Below are 16,100 nucleotides of genomic sequence, written 5' to 3' on the forward strand. Positions count from 1 at the left end.
ACCTCAGTTCATTGTCTAGATTCAGGAGCATGTAATGTCACGCCGTATTGCAAAAAGCTTAGTTCTTTGTTCAGCTGTAGCAACAGCCATGATGTTAACTGCTTGTGGTGCTAAACAAGAAGATGTGACTTTAAATATTGGCTTTCAAAAATATGGCGTCTTGCCGATTGTGAAAGCGCAAGGCTCATTAGAAGATGCTTTAAAAGCGCAAGGCGTAACAGTGAAATGGGTTGAATTTCCTGCTGGCCCGCAATTACTCGAAGGTTTAAATGTGGGCAGCGTAGTATTTGGTGAAGCGGGTGAAGCCCCCCCTATTTTTGCTCAAGCGGCTAATTCCAATCTTGTCTATATTGCCAATCAACCGGCATCGCCACTTGGTGAAGCTTTAGTGGTACAAAAAGATTCTAAAATTCAAAGCGTACAAGATTTAAAAGGCAAACGTATTGCGTTAAACAAAGGTTCTAACGTGCATTACTTGCTCCTTAAACTTTTAGAGAAAAACAACTTAACGCTACAAGACATCGAAGTGGTGTATTTACCACCTTCAGATGCGCGTGCCGCATTTGAACGTGGTTCAGTGGATGCTTGGGTGATTTGGGATCCGTTCTTGGCTGCAGCCGAAGAGCAAATTGGCGCACGTACTTTAGTTACGGGTGAGAACTTAGTCAGCAATCATCAGTTCTATTTAGCTGATCGTAAATTTGCCGAAGAAAATCCTGAAGTTTTAAAAACCGTGGTGACCACCTTAAATACCACCACGCAATGGGTCAAAGAGCATCAAGCAGATGCCGCTAAATTATTAGAAAAACCAACAGGTTTAGAATTTGAGGTACTGAATAAATCTATTTCACGTATGGGCTTTGGGGTAACGCCAATCTCAATACAGGTGGCAAAAGAACAGCAATACGTGGCAGATGCGTTTTATCAGCAAAAACTCATTCCCAATAAACTGAATATTCAAGCCGCGATTTTAAATCAAGGTCAATAAAAATTAGGACAAGATCATGGGCGTATTTAAAACATTAGCTGTTGTGGGGATAAGCATTGCAGGCTTGAGTTTAACCGCATGCCAAAAGGCCGAAGAAAAAACTGCTGCTACTGCACCAAGCGATCTTGATGTGAAAACCATTAGCGTGGGTTATCAAAAAGCCTCAGTGAACTTGGTGATTGCGCAGCAACAAAAATTACTAGAACAGCAATTTCCAAACGCCACCATTAAATGGAATGAGTTTCCGGGTGGCCCACAAATTTTAGAAGCCCTAGCAGTTGGTTCCATTGATATTGGTGCTACTGGCGATACCCCACCTGTCTATGCGCAAGCCGGTGGTAAGCCGTTGCGCTATGTTGCTTATGAAGCAGCTAAACCGGAATCGTCTGCGATTTTAGTCCCTAAAGATTCACACATGAATGCCTTACAAGATTTAAAAGGCAAACGTGTTGCAGTACATCGTGGCTCAAGCTCGCATTACTTATTGGTACAAGCAGTGCGTAAAGCCGATTTGGAATGGAATGACATTCAAGTGGTGTGGTTAAACCCTGCTGATGCGCGTGCTGCCTTCCAAAAAGGTGCCGTTGATGCTTGGGCAATTTGGGATCCTTACTATGCAGCCGCCGAAGTTGAAGACCATGCCAAAGTACTGGCTTCAGGCACTGGCTTAAGCCCCAATTACACTTTTTACTTAGCATCGGGTGAGTTTCTTAAAAATCATCCTACTGCCATTCAAGGCATTATCCAGCAAGTCAATGTTGCCGATGCTTGGGTACAACAACATATTCCAGAGACAGCAGATATTTTTGCCAAAACTACAGGTCTTGCCCCTAAGGTCAGTCTGCAATTTATTCAACGTCGTCCGAATCCATCAGGTGCCGCGCCTCTGAATCAACAGGTGATTCGCGATCAACAGGAGCTCGCTGATCGTTTTAGCGCGCTTAACATCATCCCTAAGCCGATCAGTATTCAAGACGCTGTTTGGACAAATCAATAATTAAGGATCAACACTATGAAAATCTTCTGGTTTATTCCAACACACGGTGACAGTCGCTATTTAGGTACCAGCAAAGGTGCACGTCAAGTCGATCACGCTTATATGAAGCAGATTGCTGTTGCCGTGGATAACTTGGGCTACGAAGGCGTTTTAATTCCGACTGGTCGTTCATGTGAAGATCCTTGGATTACAGCAGCAAGCTTAATTGACGCAACCAAAAATCTTAAATTCTTGGTGGCTTTACGTCCAGGTGTGACGACACCTGCTTTAACTGCACGTATGGCCGCAACCATGGACCGTTTATCAGGTGGTCGTGTATTGCTGAATCTGGTGACAGGTGGTGATGAACAAGAGCTTAAAGGCGATGGCGTGTATGAAGATCATAAAACACGTTATAAAACTGCTGCTGAATACACCACCATTTGGCGCGAAATTTTAACCCGTTCCCATACAGGTGAAAGCTTCACCTTTAACGGTGAACGCCTACAAGTTGAAGATGCCAAACTGCTGTATCCACCCGTACAAAAACCGTATCCACCACTTTGGTTTGGCGGTTCATCGGATGATGCGGTCGAGCTTGCAGCAGAACAAGTGGATACTTATTTAACTTGGGGTGAGCCACCTGCAGCAGTCAAAGAAAAATTAGAAGTGGTACGTCAAAAAGCAGCGGCACGCGGTCGTACATTAACTTACGGTATTCGTTTACATGTGATTGTGCGTGAAACCAATGAAGAAGCATGGGCAGCAGCAGAACAGTTAATTCAACATATTGATGATGCCACCATTGCCGCAGCACAAGCCAAATTTAAACAAATGGATTCAGTGGGTCAGCGTCGTATGGCTGAACTGCATAATGGCGACCGTACCAAACTTGAAGTTTCACCTAACCTGTGGGCAGGCGTAGGCCTTGTGCGTGGTGGTGCAGGTACAGCGCTTGTCGGTGATCCTGAAACTGTCGCTGCACGTATTCAAGAATATGCCGATTTAGGTATTGATACCTTTATCTTCTCAGGTTACCCACACCTTGAAGAATCGATTCGTTTCGCTGAATTAGTCTTCCCACTTCTTCCGCTTGAAACGCGTGAAAAACTTGCTCAACCTAATCTTACTGGTCCGTTTGGCGAAATCGTAGCAAATAACTACGTGGCAGATGAGGCGAAGAAAGAGGTTAAAACTCAGGAGCCGGCTTAATGTCTACTAAGGTTTCACCGAGTAACTTTGCCAAGAGCAAAGTTTCACGTGGAACACAACTCGGGCAGCGTTTGCTGCCTTGGTTGGTTCCCGTACTTTTAATTGCGATTTGGCAACTTGCTTCAAGCACTGGTTTATTAGAAAGCCGTATTTTGCCTGCACCAACTGCCGTGGTAAGTGCCTTCTGGATGCTGCTGATGAGTGGTGAACTTTGGCAACACGTACAAGTCAGTGCTGGGCGTGCATTCATGGGTCTATTGATTGGCGGTGGTTTAGGTTTAGCCCTTGGCTTACTCAATGGTTCATCTAAACTGGCTTCGACTTTATTAGACACTACTTTACAAATGGTGCGTAACATCCCTGCCCTAGCCTTAATCCCACTGGTGATTTTATGGTTTGGTATTGATGAATCAGCCAAATTATTTTTAGTCGCGATTGGGGTGTTTTTCCCGATTTATATTAATACCTATCACGGTATTCGCTCAGTCGATCCACAGTTAATCGAGATGGGTAAAAGTTATGGTTTAACGCGCTCGCAGTTATACCGCGAAATTATTTTACCTGGTGCAATGCCATCAATTTTAGTCGGCTTACGTTTTTCGCTCGGTTTAGTTTGGGTGTTGCTAATTGTGGCTGAAACCATTTCTGCCCAATCTGGCATTGGTTATATGACCATGAATGCGCGTGAATTTTTGCAAACAGATGTGGTTTTAGTTGGCATTCTGCTCTACGCCTTATTGGGTAAATTGGCAGATGTATTGGCTGTAGGCTTAGAAAAATATTTACTGCGCTGGCACGCCGGCTACCAAAAATAAGGAAGCGATGATGACTGATTTAAGCTTAGGCCGTCATGTGAATGAGGCAGAAACCAATCCTGATATTAATCCAAATGCCGTCATTGGCGCTGAGATTTTAATCGAGCAACTGTATAAATATTATGGCGACGTTAAAGTTTTAGAAGATTTAGATTTACATATTCAGGCCGGCGAATTTATTGCCATTGTGGGTCGGAGTGGTTGTGGTAAAAGTACCCTACTACGTTTAATTGCTGATTTAGAACAACAAAGCTATGGCGAAATTAAGTTTAAATCGGCACGTCATTTACGTGAAGGTATCACTTCCGATGACATTCGCGTGATGTTCCAAGACCCACGTTTATTACCGTGGCGTAGCGTAGAACACAACGTGCAATTAGGTTTACCTAAAACAGAACATGCTAACGCCTCGAGCATGTTAGAAAAAGTCGGCTTAAAAGAAAAAGCCGCTTTATGGCCTACACAGCTCTCGGGCGGTCAGCGTCAACGTACTGCTTTAGCACGCGCGCTATCACATAAGCCACGGATTTTATTGCTTGATGAACCACTTGGTGCACTCGATGCACTTACCCGCTTAGACATGCAAAACCTGATAGAAAAACTATGGCGCGAACAAGGCTTTACCGCCATTTTAGTGACCCATGATGTCAGCGAAGCAGTACAACTGGCGGATCGCATTATTTTGTTAGATAAAGGTCATATCTCCGCACAGTTTCAAGTCAACTTACCTCGACCACGACAAAAAAACTTAGCATTTACAGAACTTGAGCAACAAGTATTAAATGCAGTCTTAGCCACCTAAACCTGCCATTTAAGCAGTGCTCAGCATGGCGACCTGCTGGTGAAGCAGCATATCGCTGCCTTGCTAGCTGATTTGACAATACTTTTGCTGTGCTCGATTTAATTTGAAAAAAATTATTGATATTTTCGGCAAAATTATTTTCTAATCTTATTGAAAAAATTAATAAATTTAATCGGAAGATTTTCAAGCCTGTTTTTGAGTAAAATTTTAACAATGCACAATAACTCGCACATTAAATCAATTTTTTTATAATAAACGGTCAAAACTGTGTAATAAACATACAATCCAACTGCCAATATTTGCCGATTTGCCGTACAATTTCCTATCCCCTTTTATATTTAAATTGGCCAATGGAACAAAAAAAGAGTACCCAAAAACGCCATCAATTGCTCAATGCGGCTTTAGATGTTTTCTCCCTATATGGTTTTACTGGGGCGAGCCTTGACGAGATTGCTCAGTTGGCAGAAATGCACAAATCGAATATCTTCTACTACTACGAAAATAAAGAAGCGTTGTATGTAGAAGTCCTGACCACTGTGCTACAAAAATGGTTAGCGCCACTGCAAATGCTTGAGGCAGATTTAGAACCTGATGAAGCCTTAACCAATTATTTAATGCAAAAAATTGAAGTGTCGCGCACTCAGCCCAAAGCTTCACGTCTATTTGCTTTAGAAGTGATTCAAGGTGCGCCGCATATTTTGTCGATTTTAAAAGGTCCACTCAAAAAACTGGTGAAACGTAAAGCCAAAGTGATTTCAAATTGGCAAGATCAAGGCAAAATTTCTGCCGATATTGATGCTGAATTGTTAATTTTAAATATATGGGCACTGACTCAAAACTATGCAGACTTTGCAACGCAAATGGAAATGGTGACGGGTAAGACTTTACGTAACCGCAGCATGCAACAGCGTATCATTCAACACACTGTGCATATGATGCTGTACGGTATTTTACCGCGTGATGGACAGCCTGCTGTAGCAGCATTACCAACAGCAGAAAACTAAGTTATCAATGTGATAATTTTTGGCATACGACCATAGCCTTCTATGGTCGCCGAAACGAGATGGTTTGATACAACTTTAACAATTTCTGAGCACCCAATAATAAATTCTCTTGCCAATCAAGGTGCGCAGTACCATCTGCCCCATCAGTAATATATTTCACCGAAATCAAACGTACATCTAACTTTTTACATACTTTAGCCAACGCATAACCTTCCATATCTACTAAGTTGCACGCTACTTTGGGTTTACCAGTTTCAAAGCTATCGCCTGTACCGCATACACCCTTGGCTAAATGATCAAAATAACTGTCTAATTCAATGGCAGCCGGAAAATGGGCATCCATAGGTGTCACACCAATTTCAAATCCCAAGGGCGAGACATCCATATCACGTTGGACAAAACGCGTCACCTCTACCAATTCATGTGCCTGAAAATGCGAGCTACCTGCTGTGCCTAAATTGAGTAAAGTTTTACAGCCAGTTTTTTGAATCACCTCAAAGGCTTTAAATGCCGCATTGACCTTACCAATGCCACTGTAATGCACGTCAATTCCTGCATTTTCAAATAAACCTTTGGATTCATTAGGCAAAGCCATAATTAAAGCCACATCAGACATGTCGCAATCTCATTGATGATTAAATGGCTATTAAATGTAAAAAAACCAAAGATGTAAATTCGCTTTTATGTACTTAAGCGGATGCCACATCGCGTAGGAAAAATATTTTTTGAGTAAAAACACAACAACAAGACGAAATTGTGAGAATATGGCAATATATTGCGAGATTACTTTAACTCAACGATTCGTCCATGAAGCTCCTCCGCCTGAATGCTTTAGCGCCTACAACTGAATTACCAGACACTGCCGTTACCATTGGTAATTTTGACGGTGTGCATCTGGGTCATCGAGCAATGATTCGCCAATTACAAACTATTGCTCAAAACAACAATTTAAAAAGTTTGGTGATGATCTTTGAGCCACAACCGCTTGAGTTTTTTAAAGGCTATGATGCCCCACCGCGTATTTCATCTTTACGCGAAAAAGTCGAATACTTAACTGAATTGGGTGTCGATTACATTGCGATTGCCAAATTTGATGAAAGTTTCCGTAGTTTAAGCGCCACTGATTTTGCTGCTATCCTAAAAAATAAACTCAACGCCAAACATTTAGTATTAGGTGATGATTTCCACTTTGGCAAAAACCGCCAAGGCGATAGTGAATTTTTACAAAGCTATGGCTTTGCAATTACCAATTTAGAGACCATTCAACTCGATGGCGAGCGGGTCAGTTCGACCCGTATTCGTCAGACCCTACAAGCAGGTGATTTGGCTTTAGCCGCTCAACTACTGGGTCGACCATATAGTATTACTGGACGTGTGGTCTATGGAGATCAAATTGGTCGCACCATTGATTTCCCAACCATTAACGTGCGTTTAAATCGTCATAAACCATGTTTAAACGGGATTTATGGCGTGGATGTGCTGTGTGAAACCGAATCATTGCAACAACGTATTCAACAACACACCCCAAGCCAAGTGGGTATTCAAGGTTATGCACCAACTGCTCTATTTGGTGCAGGCCATGTCGGTACTCGACCAGCGATTAAACAAGCCCATCCAGAATGGCGTTTAGAAGTACATTTTCCTGATGTTTCTGCTAATCTGTATGGCCTGTTAATGCGGGTGACATTCTTGAATTACTTACACGGCGAAAAAGATTATCCTTCGCTAGAAGCACTCAAGGCGGGCATTGATGACGATGTGGAAAAACTCCTTGAGTTTCGCCGCAGCAACGCCACTTTACCGTTTTAAGCCCCTAAATTTATTGTAAAAACGCCTCAGCTTTGCTGAATGAAAATTGGAAGACAACTTGCATGAGCGATAAGCAAACTCCTGAAAATGCAGTGGACTATAAAGCCACGCTAAACCTCCCAGGTACTGAATTTGCGATGAAAGCAAATCTCGCAGTACGTGAAGCTAAATGGTTAGAAGAGTGGTATGCCGACAACATTTATCAGCAGATTCGTGCATCGCGTATTGGCAAGAAAAAATATGTCTTGCATGACGGCCCTCCATACGCCAATGGTCAAATCCATTTAGGTCACGCAGTTAACAAAGTCCTCAAAGACATCATCATCAAAAGCCGTGTCATGGATGGTTTTGATGCACCGTATGTACCGGGTTGGGACTGTCACGGTTTACCTATCGAACTCAAAGTAGAAGAAAAAGTCGGTAAAGTGGGCGTAAAAGTTGATGCTTCGACTTTCCGTAAAGCCTGCCGTGAATATGCATACACGCAAGTTGAATTACAAAAGAAAGACTTCGTGCGTATGGGTGTGTTTGGTGATTGGGACAACCCTTACCTGACCATGAACTTCAAACAAGAAGCGGACATCGTGCGTTCACTTGGCGCGATTGCCAAAGCGGGTCACATTGAGCCGGGTCTTAAACCAGTCAACTGGTGTTTAGACTGTGGTTCTTCACTTGCTGAAGCTGAAGTTGAATACGAAGATAAAAAATCTGACGCGATTGATGTTGGTTTCACTGTTGTAGATCTTGCTGATTTATCGGCACGCGTTGGTGTAGACGTTGCTGATTCTACGGATATCGTAATTTGGACCACAACGCCTTGGACATTGCCTGCTAACCAAGCGGTTGCATTACATGCTGAACTTGAATATCAACTGGTTAAAGCAACAGGCGAAGACAAAGCTGCGCAAAACTTCATTCTTGCAAAAACTTTGGTTGAATCTGCAACTGAACGTTATGGCTTCACTGCATTTGAGGTGATTGCTGAGTTTGCAGGTGCTAAACTTGAGAATCTTGTTCTACAACATCCATTAATCGCTGAGCGCCAAGTGCCTGTGATTTTGGGCGAGCACGTGACAGATGCTAGCGGTACAGGTGCGGTACATACTGCTCCGGGTCATGGTGTAGACGACTATAAAGTTGGCTTACAGTATAACTTAAAGGTAGATAATCCAGTCGGTGGTAATGGTGTGTATTTACCAAGCTCACCAATTTTACCGGGCGTACATATCTACAAAGCTAACCCACAAATCATTGAAACTTTAAGTGAGTCAGGCAAGCTTTGGGCGCATAAGCCAATTAAACATAGCTACCCACATTGCTGGCGCCATAAAACGCCAATTATCTTCCGTGCGACACCACAATGGTTTATCAGCATGGATGCCAAAGGTCTACGTAACCAAGCGCTTAATGCAATTGAAAACGACATCCAATTTGTACCAGATTGGGGTAAAAACCGTATTCAAGCGATGATCGAAGGTCGTCCGGACTGGTGTATCTCGCGTCAACGTACTTGGGGCGTGCCAATTCCATTCTTCGTGCATAAAGACACCAACGAATTGCACCCACGTACCCCTGAATTGATCGAAGAAGTGGCCAAACTCATCGAACAAGAAGGTATTGATGGTTGGTACAACCGTGATGCTGCTGAGTTCATCGGTGCTGATGCTGAACAATACAACGCAGTACGTGACACGCTAGACGTATGGTTCGACTCAGGTACAACGCACTATGCAGTGCTGCGTGAACGTGAAGAATTGCAAGACCCTGCTGATTTGTACCTTGAAGGTTCAGACCAACACCGTGGTTGGTTCCAATCATCATTATTAACGTCGGTTGCCATCAATGAACGCGCACCCTACAAAGGCTTATTGACACACGGTTTCGTAGTGGATGAAAAAGGCCGTAAGATGTCGAAATCAATCGGTAACGTAATCACACCACAAGACATCATTAAAGATATGGGTGCTGATGGGTTACGTTTCTGGATCGCATCTGCGGATTACCGTTATGAAATGACGGCGGGTAAAGAAATCTTTAGCCGTGCATCTGATGGTTACCGTCGTATTCGTAACACGCTACGCTTCTTACTTGCCAACTTAAATGGCTTCAAACCATCAACAGATGCATTGCCTGTAGATCAATTGATCGCGCTGGATCAATACATCTTGCAACGTGCATCTGAAGTTCAAGAAACGATTCAGAAAGCATATGAAGATATGAACTTCCATATCGTCACCAATGCTTTAACCAACTTCTGTATCAACGACTTGGGTGGTTTCTACTTAGACATCATCAAAGACCGTCAGTACACCACCAAAGCGGACTCAGCAGCGCGTCACTCTGCACAAACTGCGTTGTATCACTTGGTACAAGCATTCGTGCGTTGGATGTCACCAATTTTGAGCTTCACCGCACAAGAAGCATGGCCGTTAATTCCTGAGCAATCAGAGAAATACGTGTTCACAGCGGAATGGTATGACATCCCTGTCGCTTCGACTGCAAACGTAGTGTCTGAAGCTGAATGGCAAACCCTGATTTCTGTGAAGTCTGCGGTGAACAAATTCATTGAAGCAGCACGTACTGCGAAAACTGTCGGTTCTAACTTGTCTGCCAAAGTTGAACTTTGGGCAAATCCTGAACTTAAAGCCGTACTGGATAAATTAAGCGATGAACTTCGTTTTGTTCTGATTACTTCGCAAGTGATTGTGAATGAATTTGATGCAGCACAAGGTGAAGCATCTGATCTTGAAGGCTTAAATGTTCAAGTCTCTGCTGCAGATGGCGAAAAATGCGTACGCTGCTGGCACGTATTACCTGATGTAAATACACATGTATCACATCCAGGTTTATGTGGTCGTTGTATTATTAACCTTCCATCAGGTCAAGGCGAAGAGAGAAAATATGCCTAATCCACAACATAAAAAGGGCTTATTCCAATTCAAGGCACACAATCTTGTGTGGCTTGGCTTGGCGGTACTGGCGATTATTTTAGATCAATGGACCAAATGGATTGCGGTGTCGCATTTAAACTATGCCGACCCCGTACCTGTACTGCCCTTTTTAAATTGGACATTACTACATAACTATGGCGCTGCCTTTAGTTTCTTGTCCGATGCCGGTGGATGGCAACGTTATTTCTTTACCTCGCTGGCAGGAATTGTGTCGATTGTTTTTGTATTTTGGCTGATGCGTATGCCAAAAGGCATAAAGGTGTTACCACTTGCAATTGCACTCATTTTAGGTGGTGCAGTGGGCAACCTGATTGATCGCGTAGCACTGGGCTACGTGGTTGATTTTATTCATGTCTATTACAACAATAGTCACTTTCCTGCATTTAATATTGCCGATAGTGCTATCACATTGGGCACCATTTTGCTTTTGATTGATAGCTTCTTCCTTGAGAAAAAGCGTATTCAAGCTGCGGAACAACAACATGACTGATTTTATTAATCCCAATGAAGACACACGCATTGAAGACGGTTCTAAAGTAGAACTGCATTTCTCTGTTGCGATTGAAGATGGTGTTGAAATTGACAACACGCGTAGCCGTGAAAACCCGGTGAGCCTTGTAATCGGCGACGGCAGCTTATTGCCAGGCTTTGAAAAAGCCTTGTTTGGTTTACGCGCAGGTGACCGCCGTACCGTAAGTCTTCCTCCTGAAGATGCTTTTGGTCCGTGGAATCCTGAAAACGTACAAAAATTTGATACGGTGAAGTTTGAGCAACGTCCAACTGAAGGTCACATGATCGAATTTGAAGACAAAGCCAAACAAAGCTTATATGGCGTGGTCAAAACTGTTGGTGACAACATCACTGAAGTTGATTTTAACCACCCATTAGCAGGTAAAAATATTACCTTTGAAGTGGAAATCTTCAAAGTCACGCCTGCCGGTCAACAAGGCATTAAAATCATGTAATTGCAAAATTACTATAAAAAGCGCCGCTCAGGCGCTTTTTATTTACGTAGAATTTTTGCCATTCTCGTTTATCTATCACTTTAGGAAAATAGTATGAATATTCAAATTATTGTCGGCAGTATCCGCGAAGGTCGTACTGCAATTAAACTCGCTAAATGGGCAAAACAAGCCGTTGCAGCTTATCAACCTGAATTAACTGTCGAAATCGTCGATTTAAAAACTTGGGATTTACCTATTTTTGCTGGCGCCACTCCACCAATGATGGGTATTTATGACCAACCGAAACAACAAGAGTGGGCGGACAAAATTGCCCAAGGTGATGCTTTTATTATCATCAGTCCTGAATATAACCACGGTTACAGTCCTGCGCTTAAAAATGCGCTCGATTACTTAGGCAAAGAATGGCAAGGCAAACCTGCCGCTTATATTAGCTATGGTGCAACCAATGGTTCACGTTCTGTCGATCAAATCCGCCAAGTGGCAACTTACTTAGGTTTAATTGATAGCAATGCAACCATTGAAATTCGTGACATTTTTGCGCGTAGTAAAGCAGAAGTCTTCGAAGGCAATGAGTTTGACCAAAAAGCCTTACATGCAGCAGTAGATAAACTGGTGAAATACGCAAAATAAGCCCTCAAAAAGCCCTTCAATTGTTAAGGGCTTTTTTTATAGATACAGATGGGTTACAGCACAGCCTAAATTGATTACATAAGCTAATTAAACGTTTATTAAAAAAACAATTACTTAACTTATTTTTGTAATCTTATGCTTACAAAGCCTAGTGGTGATAACGGCTATAAGCATTAACATTTATTCAGTATTCTTTAGTCATCGGGAACAGGAAGTTTCCAAAAACTTAAAAAGAACAACAATTTGCTCAAAAACTAATAATAAAAATGGATTTCGATAAAATAGTGACAGGAAAGTTGCTTGTCTCACATGAAATATCTATAACCCCCGACAGGATGTCGGGGGTTATCTATTTTGAAGATCTTATTTTGCTTTTGTCGCTTCTACAATTAAACGTGTGGCTAAATACAAACGCGGCACAATCGTATCTTTGAGTACATATTCTGCATTGCTCGAATGTGCACCATCACCCGATAACCCCATGCCCTCAATCACTGCAGCTTTCGATTGCATGCCTGCAAATGCTGCATCAGTACCGCCACCTGTGGCAGTTTTAAGGACGCTTAATGGTAAATTAAGTTCATTTTTATAAATCTGCTCAGCTTGACGTGCTACTTGATGCGCTTTGTCATTGGCTGCTAGCGGTGGACGACGTAATTCAAATTTAACACTTACCTGACTGTCTTTAAGTTTTTTATGTTTAATTTTTTCCTGTAAGCTTTTTTCTAATTGATTAAAATTTTCGACCCGTAAAGCACGCGCATCAGCCTGTGCTGTAGCTAAATCTGGAATAACGTTACGCGTAGTGCCTGCTTGCGCGATGGTCCAATTAAGCTTCAGTCCAGTTTGAGGATTGGATAAGTTTTGCATTTGTACAATCTGATGGCTAAGTTCAGTTAAAGCATTAACACCATCTTCTGGTCTGGCACCAGCATGTGATGACTTGCCTTTAACAGTTAAATACACTGCCCCAATGCCGCTAGTAGCTAAACGTAAGTTGCCTTCTTTACCGCCACCCTCAAATGACAACACGAGGTCTTGATCACGCGCTGTTTCTGTAATGATTTTACGTGAGCCGGGTGAGCTAATTTCTTCATCAGAATTGATTAACACTGTGAGTGTGTCATAGTCTTTAAATTTTAATTTTTGCAGTGTGTCGATAACATGAATAATATTCGCCACGCCTTGCTTATCATCTAAAATCCCTAAGCCATAGATTTTATTGCCTTCAATTTTAAAGGGTTGTTCTTTAAGCTGACCTTTTTGATAAACTGTATCCATATGCGCAATCAGCATGATTTTACCCTTGCCCTGACCTTTTAATACGGCTTTTACCATAGGCCCAACTTGCTCTGGGCTATCATCCATACGATACAGATCATTGGCCTGTATTACACTAACTTGGGCGCCTGTTTGTTGTAAGCGGTCAGCAACTAATTGGGCAATTTTATTTAAACCTTCAAGATCACGACTTCCAGATTCAATATTGACTAAGCTTTCCAAGGTTTTTAAATAAGCGGGTTGTTGTTGCTCTATCGCTTGCTTAATTTGCGCAGGTGTAACGGCATAGATACTGCCACTCATACAACCTAATAAACCTAAAGCCAATAAAGTATTGGGCTTAAAGACACGTTTTTTTAGCATAGTATTGTCCTTGATCATTTTTTGATTTTTAGTAAAGCTGTACTCAATTTAGCAAAATTATCACCCTATTCGTGTAAGTGATTGCTTACAACAGTTATGGTCTTTTAGCACTTTTTAGCTCAAGCAAAAACGCCTATTCTAAATCTAACGAGAGATAGGATATCTCTTGCAACAAAAATAAAAATGAATCCGCAGGATGCAATAAATAGGTACGACAGGAGTTATACCTCACACAACCGCATACCAAAAGCCCCGATAGGATATCGGGGCTTTTTTATAACGCTATTCTTTAACGCAAAGAGTTGCATAAGATACTATATCGCCATTTTTATCAAAAAAGCCTCAACAGTGTTGAGGCTTTGATTATTTAATCGAGTTTAGTTTTGTGCCACAGCAGGATCTTTAACCACATCTGTAGCTTTATCTTGCTTAGAAATCAGTGTTACCGCTAGAGCAACCACCAACAGCGGTATGCCAACAGCAATAAAGTTATATTGATGTGGTAATTCCATCCCCAACAACATACCAATTAAAATAGGACCAATGATAGCGCCACTACGCCCTACCGCAGATGCCCAGCCAATACCTGTAGAACGTACAGCTACTGGATAATATTGCGCTACATAGCTATATAAAAGAATCTGTGAGCCAATTGACGCTGCACCAGCTAAGGCAATCATTAAATACAACAGTACTTGTGGCGGCTCAAAACCCAGTAAGCTTAATACAATCGCCCCAACCACACCTAATACCATCAATACAGGTTTAAGATGGAAACGGTCTGCCAAAATACCACCACATACTGTCCCAATCACTGCACCTACATTCATAGCCAATAAGAACAGTAAGCTACTACCCATTGAATAGCCTGCTGCCATCATGAGTTTTGGCATCCAACTGCCTAAGGCATACATGGTTAATAAACACATAAAAAATGCTAACCAAAATAGTAAAGTATTTGGTGCACGACCTTTTTTAAATAAGCTTGCCACAGTCGCAGACTCAGGTACTTCTGCTTTACTTAATTCAAGTTGTGTTGTTGAGGTAACATTCGCCTCAGGTGCTAAACGGGTCAAAATTTGACGAGCAGAGTTTTGTTTGTCTGCCTTAACCATAAAAATGATAGATTCTGGTAAGAATTTCCAAATAATTGGTAATAACAGTAAAGGAATACCTGCAATCCAGAACATAATTTGCCAACCATAAGTTGGCGTAAACCATGCACCTAATAAAGCAGCCATTACACCACCCACAGCATAACCACTAAACATTGTAGTAACCAAGGTACTGCGGATTTTTTGCGGTGCATATTCAGAAGTAAGTGCAACAAGGTTTGGCATTACCCCACCAATACCTAAGCCAGCCAAAAAGCGTAGCACACCAAATTCTGTTGGCGTATCTGCAAAACCACCCCAAAAAGTAAAACCACTAAACAACACAATACAAATCATAATGACATTTTTACGACCAATCTTATCGGCCAAAGAACCAAATAACATGGCACCAAACATCATTCCTGCAAGTGCAGTGCTAGCCAACATACCGGCTTGTACTGCTGTTAAGCCCCACTCTTGCATGAGTAGTGGTAAAGCTACACCATTAATTGCCAGATCATAGCCATCAAATAAAATAATCAGTAAACACCAAAACAAGACATTAAGATGGAACTTATTAAATTTAGCTTTATCAACTACAGCATTGACATTCATTGTTTGCGCTGTCATTAATCCTCACCTCCAACTGTGGGATATCTAATACAAATTCTTGGCATACAATGATTTTTAGCTAATGTTTTGTCCAAAACCTTATAGATATATATACATACCTTTATGGTATTTTTAGACTTTAAAATAACGAATATATGCGTAAAAAATAGAGTAAATTTCTATAAAAGTATCAAACCAAGTAAAACACAGAATAAATAAAATTAAATAATAATATAAATCAACAATTTAACACTTAAAGTTTAACAATAAGACCATAGATAACTTGATATAAAAAATATCATAAAAATAAATGACTTAAGGGTTCTATAAATTTAAATTCTAGATGCTTTTATACAAATTCTATAGTCGAAAAAAATCCCTCTGATCATTGATCAGAGGGATTTTTAGAATAATGAGCTGGCGATGACTTACTCTCACATGGGTAACCCCACACTACCATCAGCGCTAAGAGGTTTCACTTCTGAGTTCGGGAAGGGATCAGGTGGTTCACTCTTGCTATTGTCGCCAGCACAACTGTGATGCTTACTCATCAGGTCTTATTAAATGCCTAACTTTCGTCAAATGAGTTATTAACAGG

General features: G+C 41.6%; 14 protein-coding genes and 1 rRNA gene. 11 read left to right on the forward strand and 4 right to left on the reverse strand.

Annotated elements, in window-relative coordinates; genetic code table 11:
• Positions 1-34: 34 nt before the first annotated feature.
• The 6 genes from CYK47_RS08565 to CYK47_RS08590 all read left to right on the forward strand — a co-directional run bounded on the left by CYK47_RS08565 (position 35) and on the right by CYK47_RS08590 (position 5,797).
• Entirely contained in the window at positions 35-988 is a 954-nt protein-coding gene (locus tag CYK47_RS08565; RefSeq protein WP_122900798.1) for an aliphatic sulfonate ABC transporter substrate-binding protein, read from the forward strand.
• A gap of 16 nt (positions 989-1,004) precedes the next feature.
• Complete coding sequence (locus CYK47_RS08570; RefSeq protein WP_122900800.1) at positions 1,005-1,985, forward strand: sulfonate ABC transporter substrate-binding protein; 981 nt, start codon at positions 1,005-1,007, stop codon at positions 1,983-1,985.
• A gap of 15 nt (positions 1,986-2,000) precedes the next feature.
• The gene (gene ssuD / locus CYK47_RS08575; RefSeq protein ID WP_122900802.1) at positions 2,001-3,176 is read left to right on the forward strand and encodes an FMNH2-dependent alkanesulfonate monooxygenase; all 1,176 of its coding nucleotides are present in this window, start codon (positions 2,001-2,003) and stop codon (positions 3,174-3,176) included.
• The gene (ssuC, locus tag CYK47_RS08580; protein ID WP_122900805.1) at positions 3,176-3,991 is read left to right on the forward strand and encodes an aliphatic sulfonate ABC transporter permease SsuC; all 816 of its coding nucleotides are present in this window, start codon (positions 3,176-3,178) and stop codon (positions 3,989-3,991) included. The genes ssuD and ssuC overlap by 1 nt, the downstream gene beginning before the upstream one ends.
• 10 nt (positions 3,992-4,001) lie before the next feature.
• A complete protein-coding gene (locus tag CYK47_RS08585; RefSeq protein WP_122900807.1) occupies positions 4,002-4,793 on the forward strand; it encodes an ABC transporter ATP-binding protein in 792 nt (263 codons plus the stop codon).
• A gap of 350 nt (positions 4,794-5,143) precedes the next feature.
• Positions 5,144-5,797 carry a TetR/AcrR family transcriptional regulator gene (locus CYK47_RS08590; RefSeq protein WP_122900809.1) on the forward strand — a complete coding sequence of 218 codons (654 nt, stop codon included), beginning with the start codon at positions 5,144-5,146 and terminating at the stop codon, positions 5,795-5,797.
• A gap of 40 nt (positions 5,798-5,837) precedes the next feature.
• Here CYK47_RS08590 and CYK47_RS08595 read toward each other — a convergent pair whose 3' ends face one another.
• A complete protein-coding gene (locus CYK47_RS08595) occupies positions 5,838-6,413 on the reverse strand; it encodes a 5'-methylthioadenosine/S-adenosylhomocysteine nucleosidase family protein (RefSeq protein ID WP_122900811.1) in 576 nt (191 codons plus the stop codon).
• A gap of 191 nt (positions 6,414-6,604) precedes the next feature.
• Here CYK47_RS08595 and ribF point away from each other — a divergent pair, with 191 nt between their 5' ends.
• From ribF to CYK47_RS08620, 5 genes are all read left to right on the forward strand, one after another.
• Positions 6,605-7,606 carry a bifunctional riboflavin kinase/FAD synthetase gene (gene ribF / locus CYK47_RS08600; RefSeq protein WP_122900813.1) on the forward strand — a complete coding sequence of 334 codons (1,002 nt, stop codon included), beginning with the start codon at positions 6,605-6,607 and terminating at the stop codon, positions 7,604-7,606.
• Positions 7,607-7,668: 62 nt separating this feature from the next.
• Positions 7,669-10,515, forward strand: a complete 2,847-nt coding sequence (gene ileS / locus CYK47_RS08605) for an isoleucine--tRNA ligase (protein ID WP_122900815.1) — start codon at positions 7,669-7,671, stop codon at positions 10,513-10,515.
• Positions 10,508-11,047, forward strand: coding sequence for a signal peptidase II (gene lspA / locus CYK47_RS08610; protein WP_122900817.1), 540 nt, complete (start codon positions 10,508-10,510; stop codon positions 11,045-11,047). Before ileS ends, lspA begins: the two co-directional genes overlap by 8 nt.
• Positions 11,040-11,522, forward strand: a complete 483-nt coding sequence (locus CYK47_RS08615; protein ID WP_122900819.1) for an FKBP-type peptidyl-prolyl cis-trans isomerase — start codon at positions 11,040-11,042, stop codon at positions 11,520-11,522. Before lspA ends, CYK47_RS08615 begins: the two co-directional genes overlap by 8 nt.
• A 93-nt stretch (positions 11,523-11,615) precedes the next feature.
• Complete coding sequence (locus CYK47_RS08620; protein ID WP_122900821.1) at positions 11,616-12,152, forward strand: NADPH-dependent FMN reductase; 537 nt, start codon at positions 11,616-11,618, stop codon at positions 12,150-12,152.
• Positions 12,153-12,515: 363 nt separating this feature from the next.
• On the opposite strand, the gene CYK47_RS08625 is transcribed toward CYK47_RS08620, so the two are convergent.
• From CYK47_RS08625 to rrf, 3 genes are all read right to left on the reverse strand, one after another.
• Positions 12,516-13,796 (reverse strand): glutamate carboxypeptidase, encoded by a 1,281-nt coding sequence (locus CYK47_RS08625; protein ID WP_122900823.1) that lies wholly within the window; start codon positions 13,794-13,796, stop codon positions 12,516-12,518.
• A gap of 377 nt (positions 13,797-14,173) precedes the next feature.
• Complete coding sequence (locus CYK47_RS08630; RefSeq protein ID WP_122900825.1) at positions 14,174-15,520, reverse strand: MFS transporter; 1,347 nt, start codon at positions 15,518-15,520, stop codon at positions 14,174-14,176.
• A gap of 397 nt (positions 15,521-15,917) precedes the next feature.
• A 5S ribosomal RNA gene (gene rrf / locus CYK47_RS08635) occupies positions 15,918-16,032 on the reverse strand.
• Between the last annotated feature and the right edge of the window lie 68 nt (positions 16,033-16,100).

The organism is Acinetobacter sp. B51(2017) (assembly GCF_003711395.1).
GTDB lineage: Bacteria > Pseudomonadota > Gammaproteobacteria > Pseudomonadales > Moraxellaceae > Acinetobacter.

Excerpts from the sequence above, each read along its gene's own strand:
- ssuD (WP_122900802.1), top strand. The coding sequence starts at position 2,001 with ATGAAAATCTTCTGGTTTATTCCAACACACGGTGACAGTCGCTATTTA.
- CYK47_RS08625 (WP_122900823.1), bottom strand. The coding sequence starts at position 13,796 with ATGCTAAAAAAACGTGTCTTTAAGCCCAATACTTTATTGGCTTTAGGT.
- CYK47_RS08570 (WP_122900800.1), top strand. The coding sequence starts at position 1,005 with ATGGGCGTATTTAAAACATTAGCTGTTGTGGGGATAAGCATTGCAGGC.
- lspA (WP_122900817.1), top strand. The coding sequence starts at position 10,508 with ATGCCTAATCCACAACATAAAAAGGGCTTATTCCAATTCAAGGCACAC.
- CYK47_RS08585 (WP_122900807.1), top strand. The coding sequence starts at position 4,002 with ATGACTGATTTAAGCTTAGGCCGTCATGTGAATGAGGCAGAAACCAAT.
- ileS (WP_122900815.1), top strand. The coding sequence starts at position 7,669 with ATGAGCGATAAGCAAACTCCTGAAAATGCAGTGGACTATAAAGCCACG.
- ssuC (WP_122900805.1), top strand. The coding sequence starts at position 3,176 with ATGTCTACTAAGGTTTCACCGAGTAACTTTGCCAAGAGCAAAGTTTCA.
- CYK47_RS08620 (WP_122900821.1), top strand. The coding sequence starts at position 11,616 with ATGAATATTCAAATTATTGTCGGCAGTATCCGCGAAGGTCGTACTGCA.
- ribF (WP_122900813.1), top strand. The coding sequence starts at position 6,605 with ATGAAGCTCCTCCGCCTGAATGCTTTAGCGCCTACAACTGAATTACCA.
- CYK47_RS08630 (WP_122900825.1), bottom strand. The coding sequence starts at position 15,520 with ATGACAGCGCAAACAATGAATGTCAATGCTGTAGTTGATAAAGCTAAA.
- CYK47_RS08565 (WP_122900798.1), top strand. The coding sequence starts at position 35 with ATGTCACGCCGTATTGCAAAAAGCTTAGTTCTTTGTTCAGCTGTAGCA.
- CYK47_RS08590 (WP_122900809.1), top strand. The coding sequence starts at position 5,144 with ATGGAACAAAAAAAGAGTACCCAAAAACGCCATCAATTGCTCAATGCG.
- CYK47_RS08615 (WP_122900819.1), top strand. The coding sequence starts at position 11,040 with ATGACTGATTTTATTAATCCCAATGAAGACACACGCATTGAAGACGGT.
- CYK47_RS08595 (WP_122900811.1), bottom strand. The coding sequence starts at position 6,413 with ATGTCTGATGTGGCTTTAATTATGGCTTTGCCTAATGAATCCAAAGGT.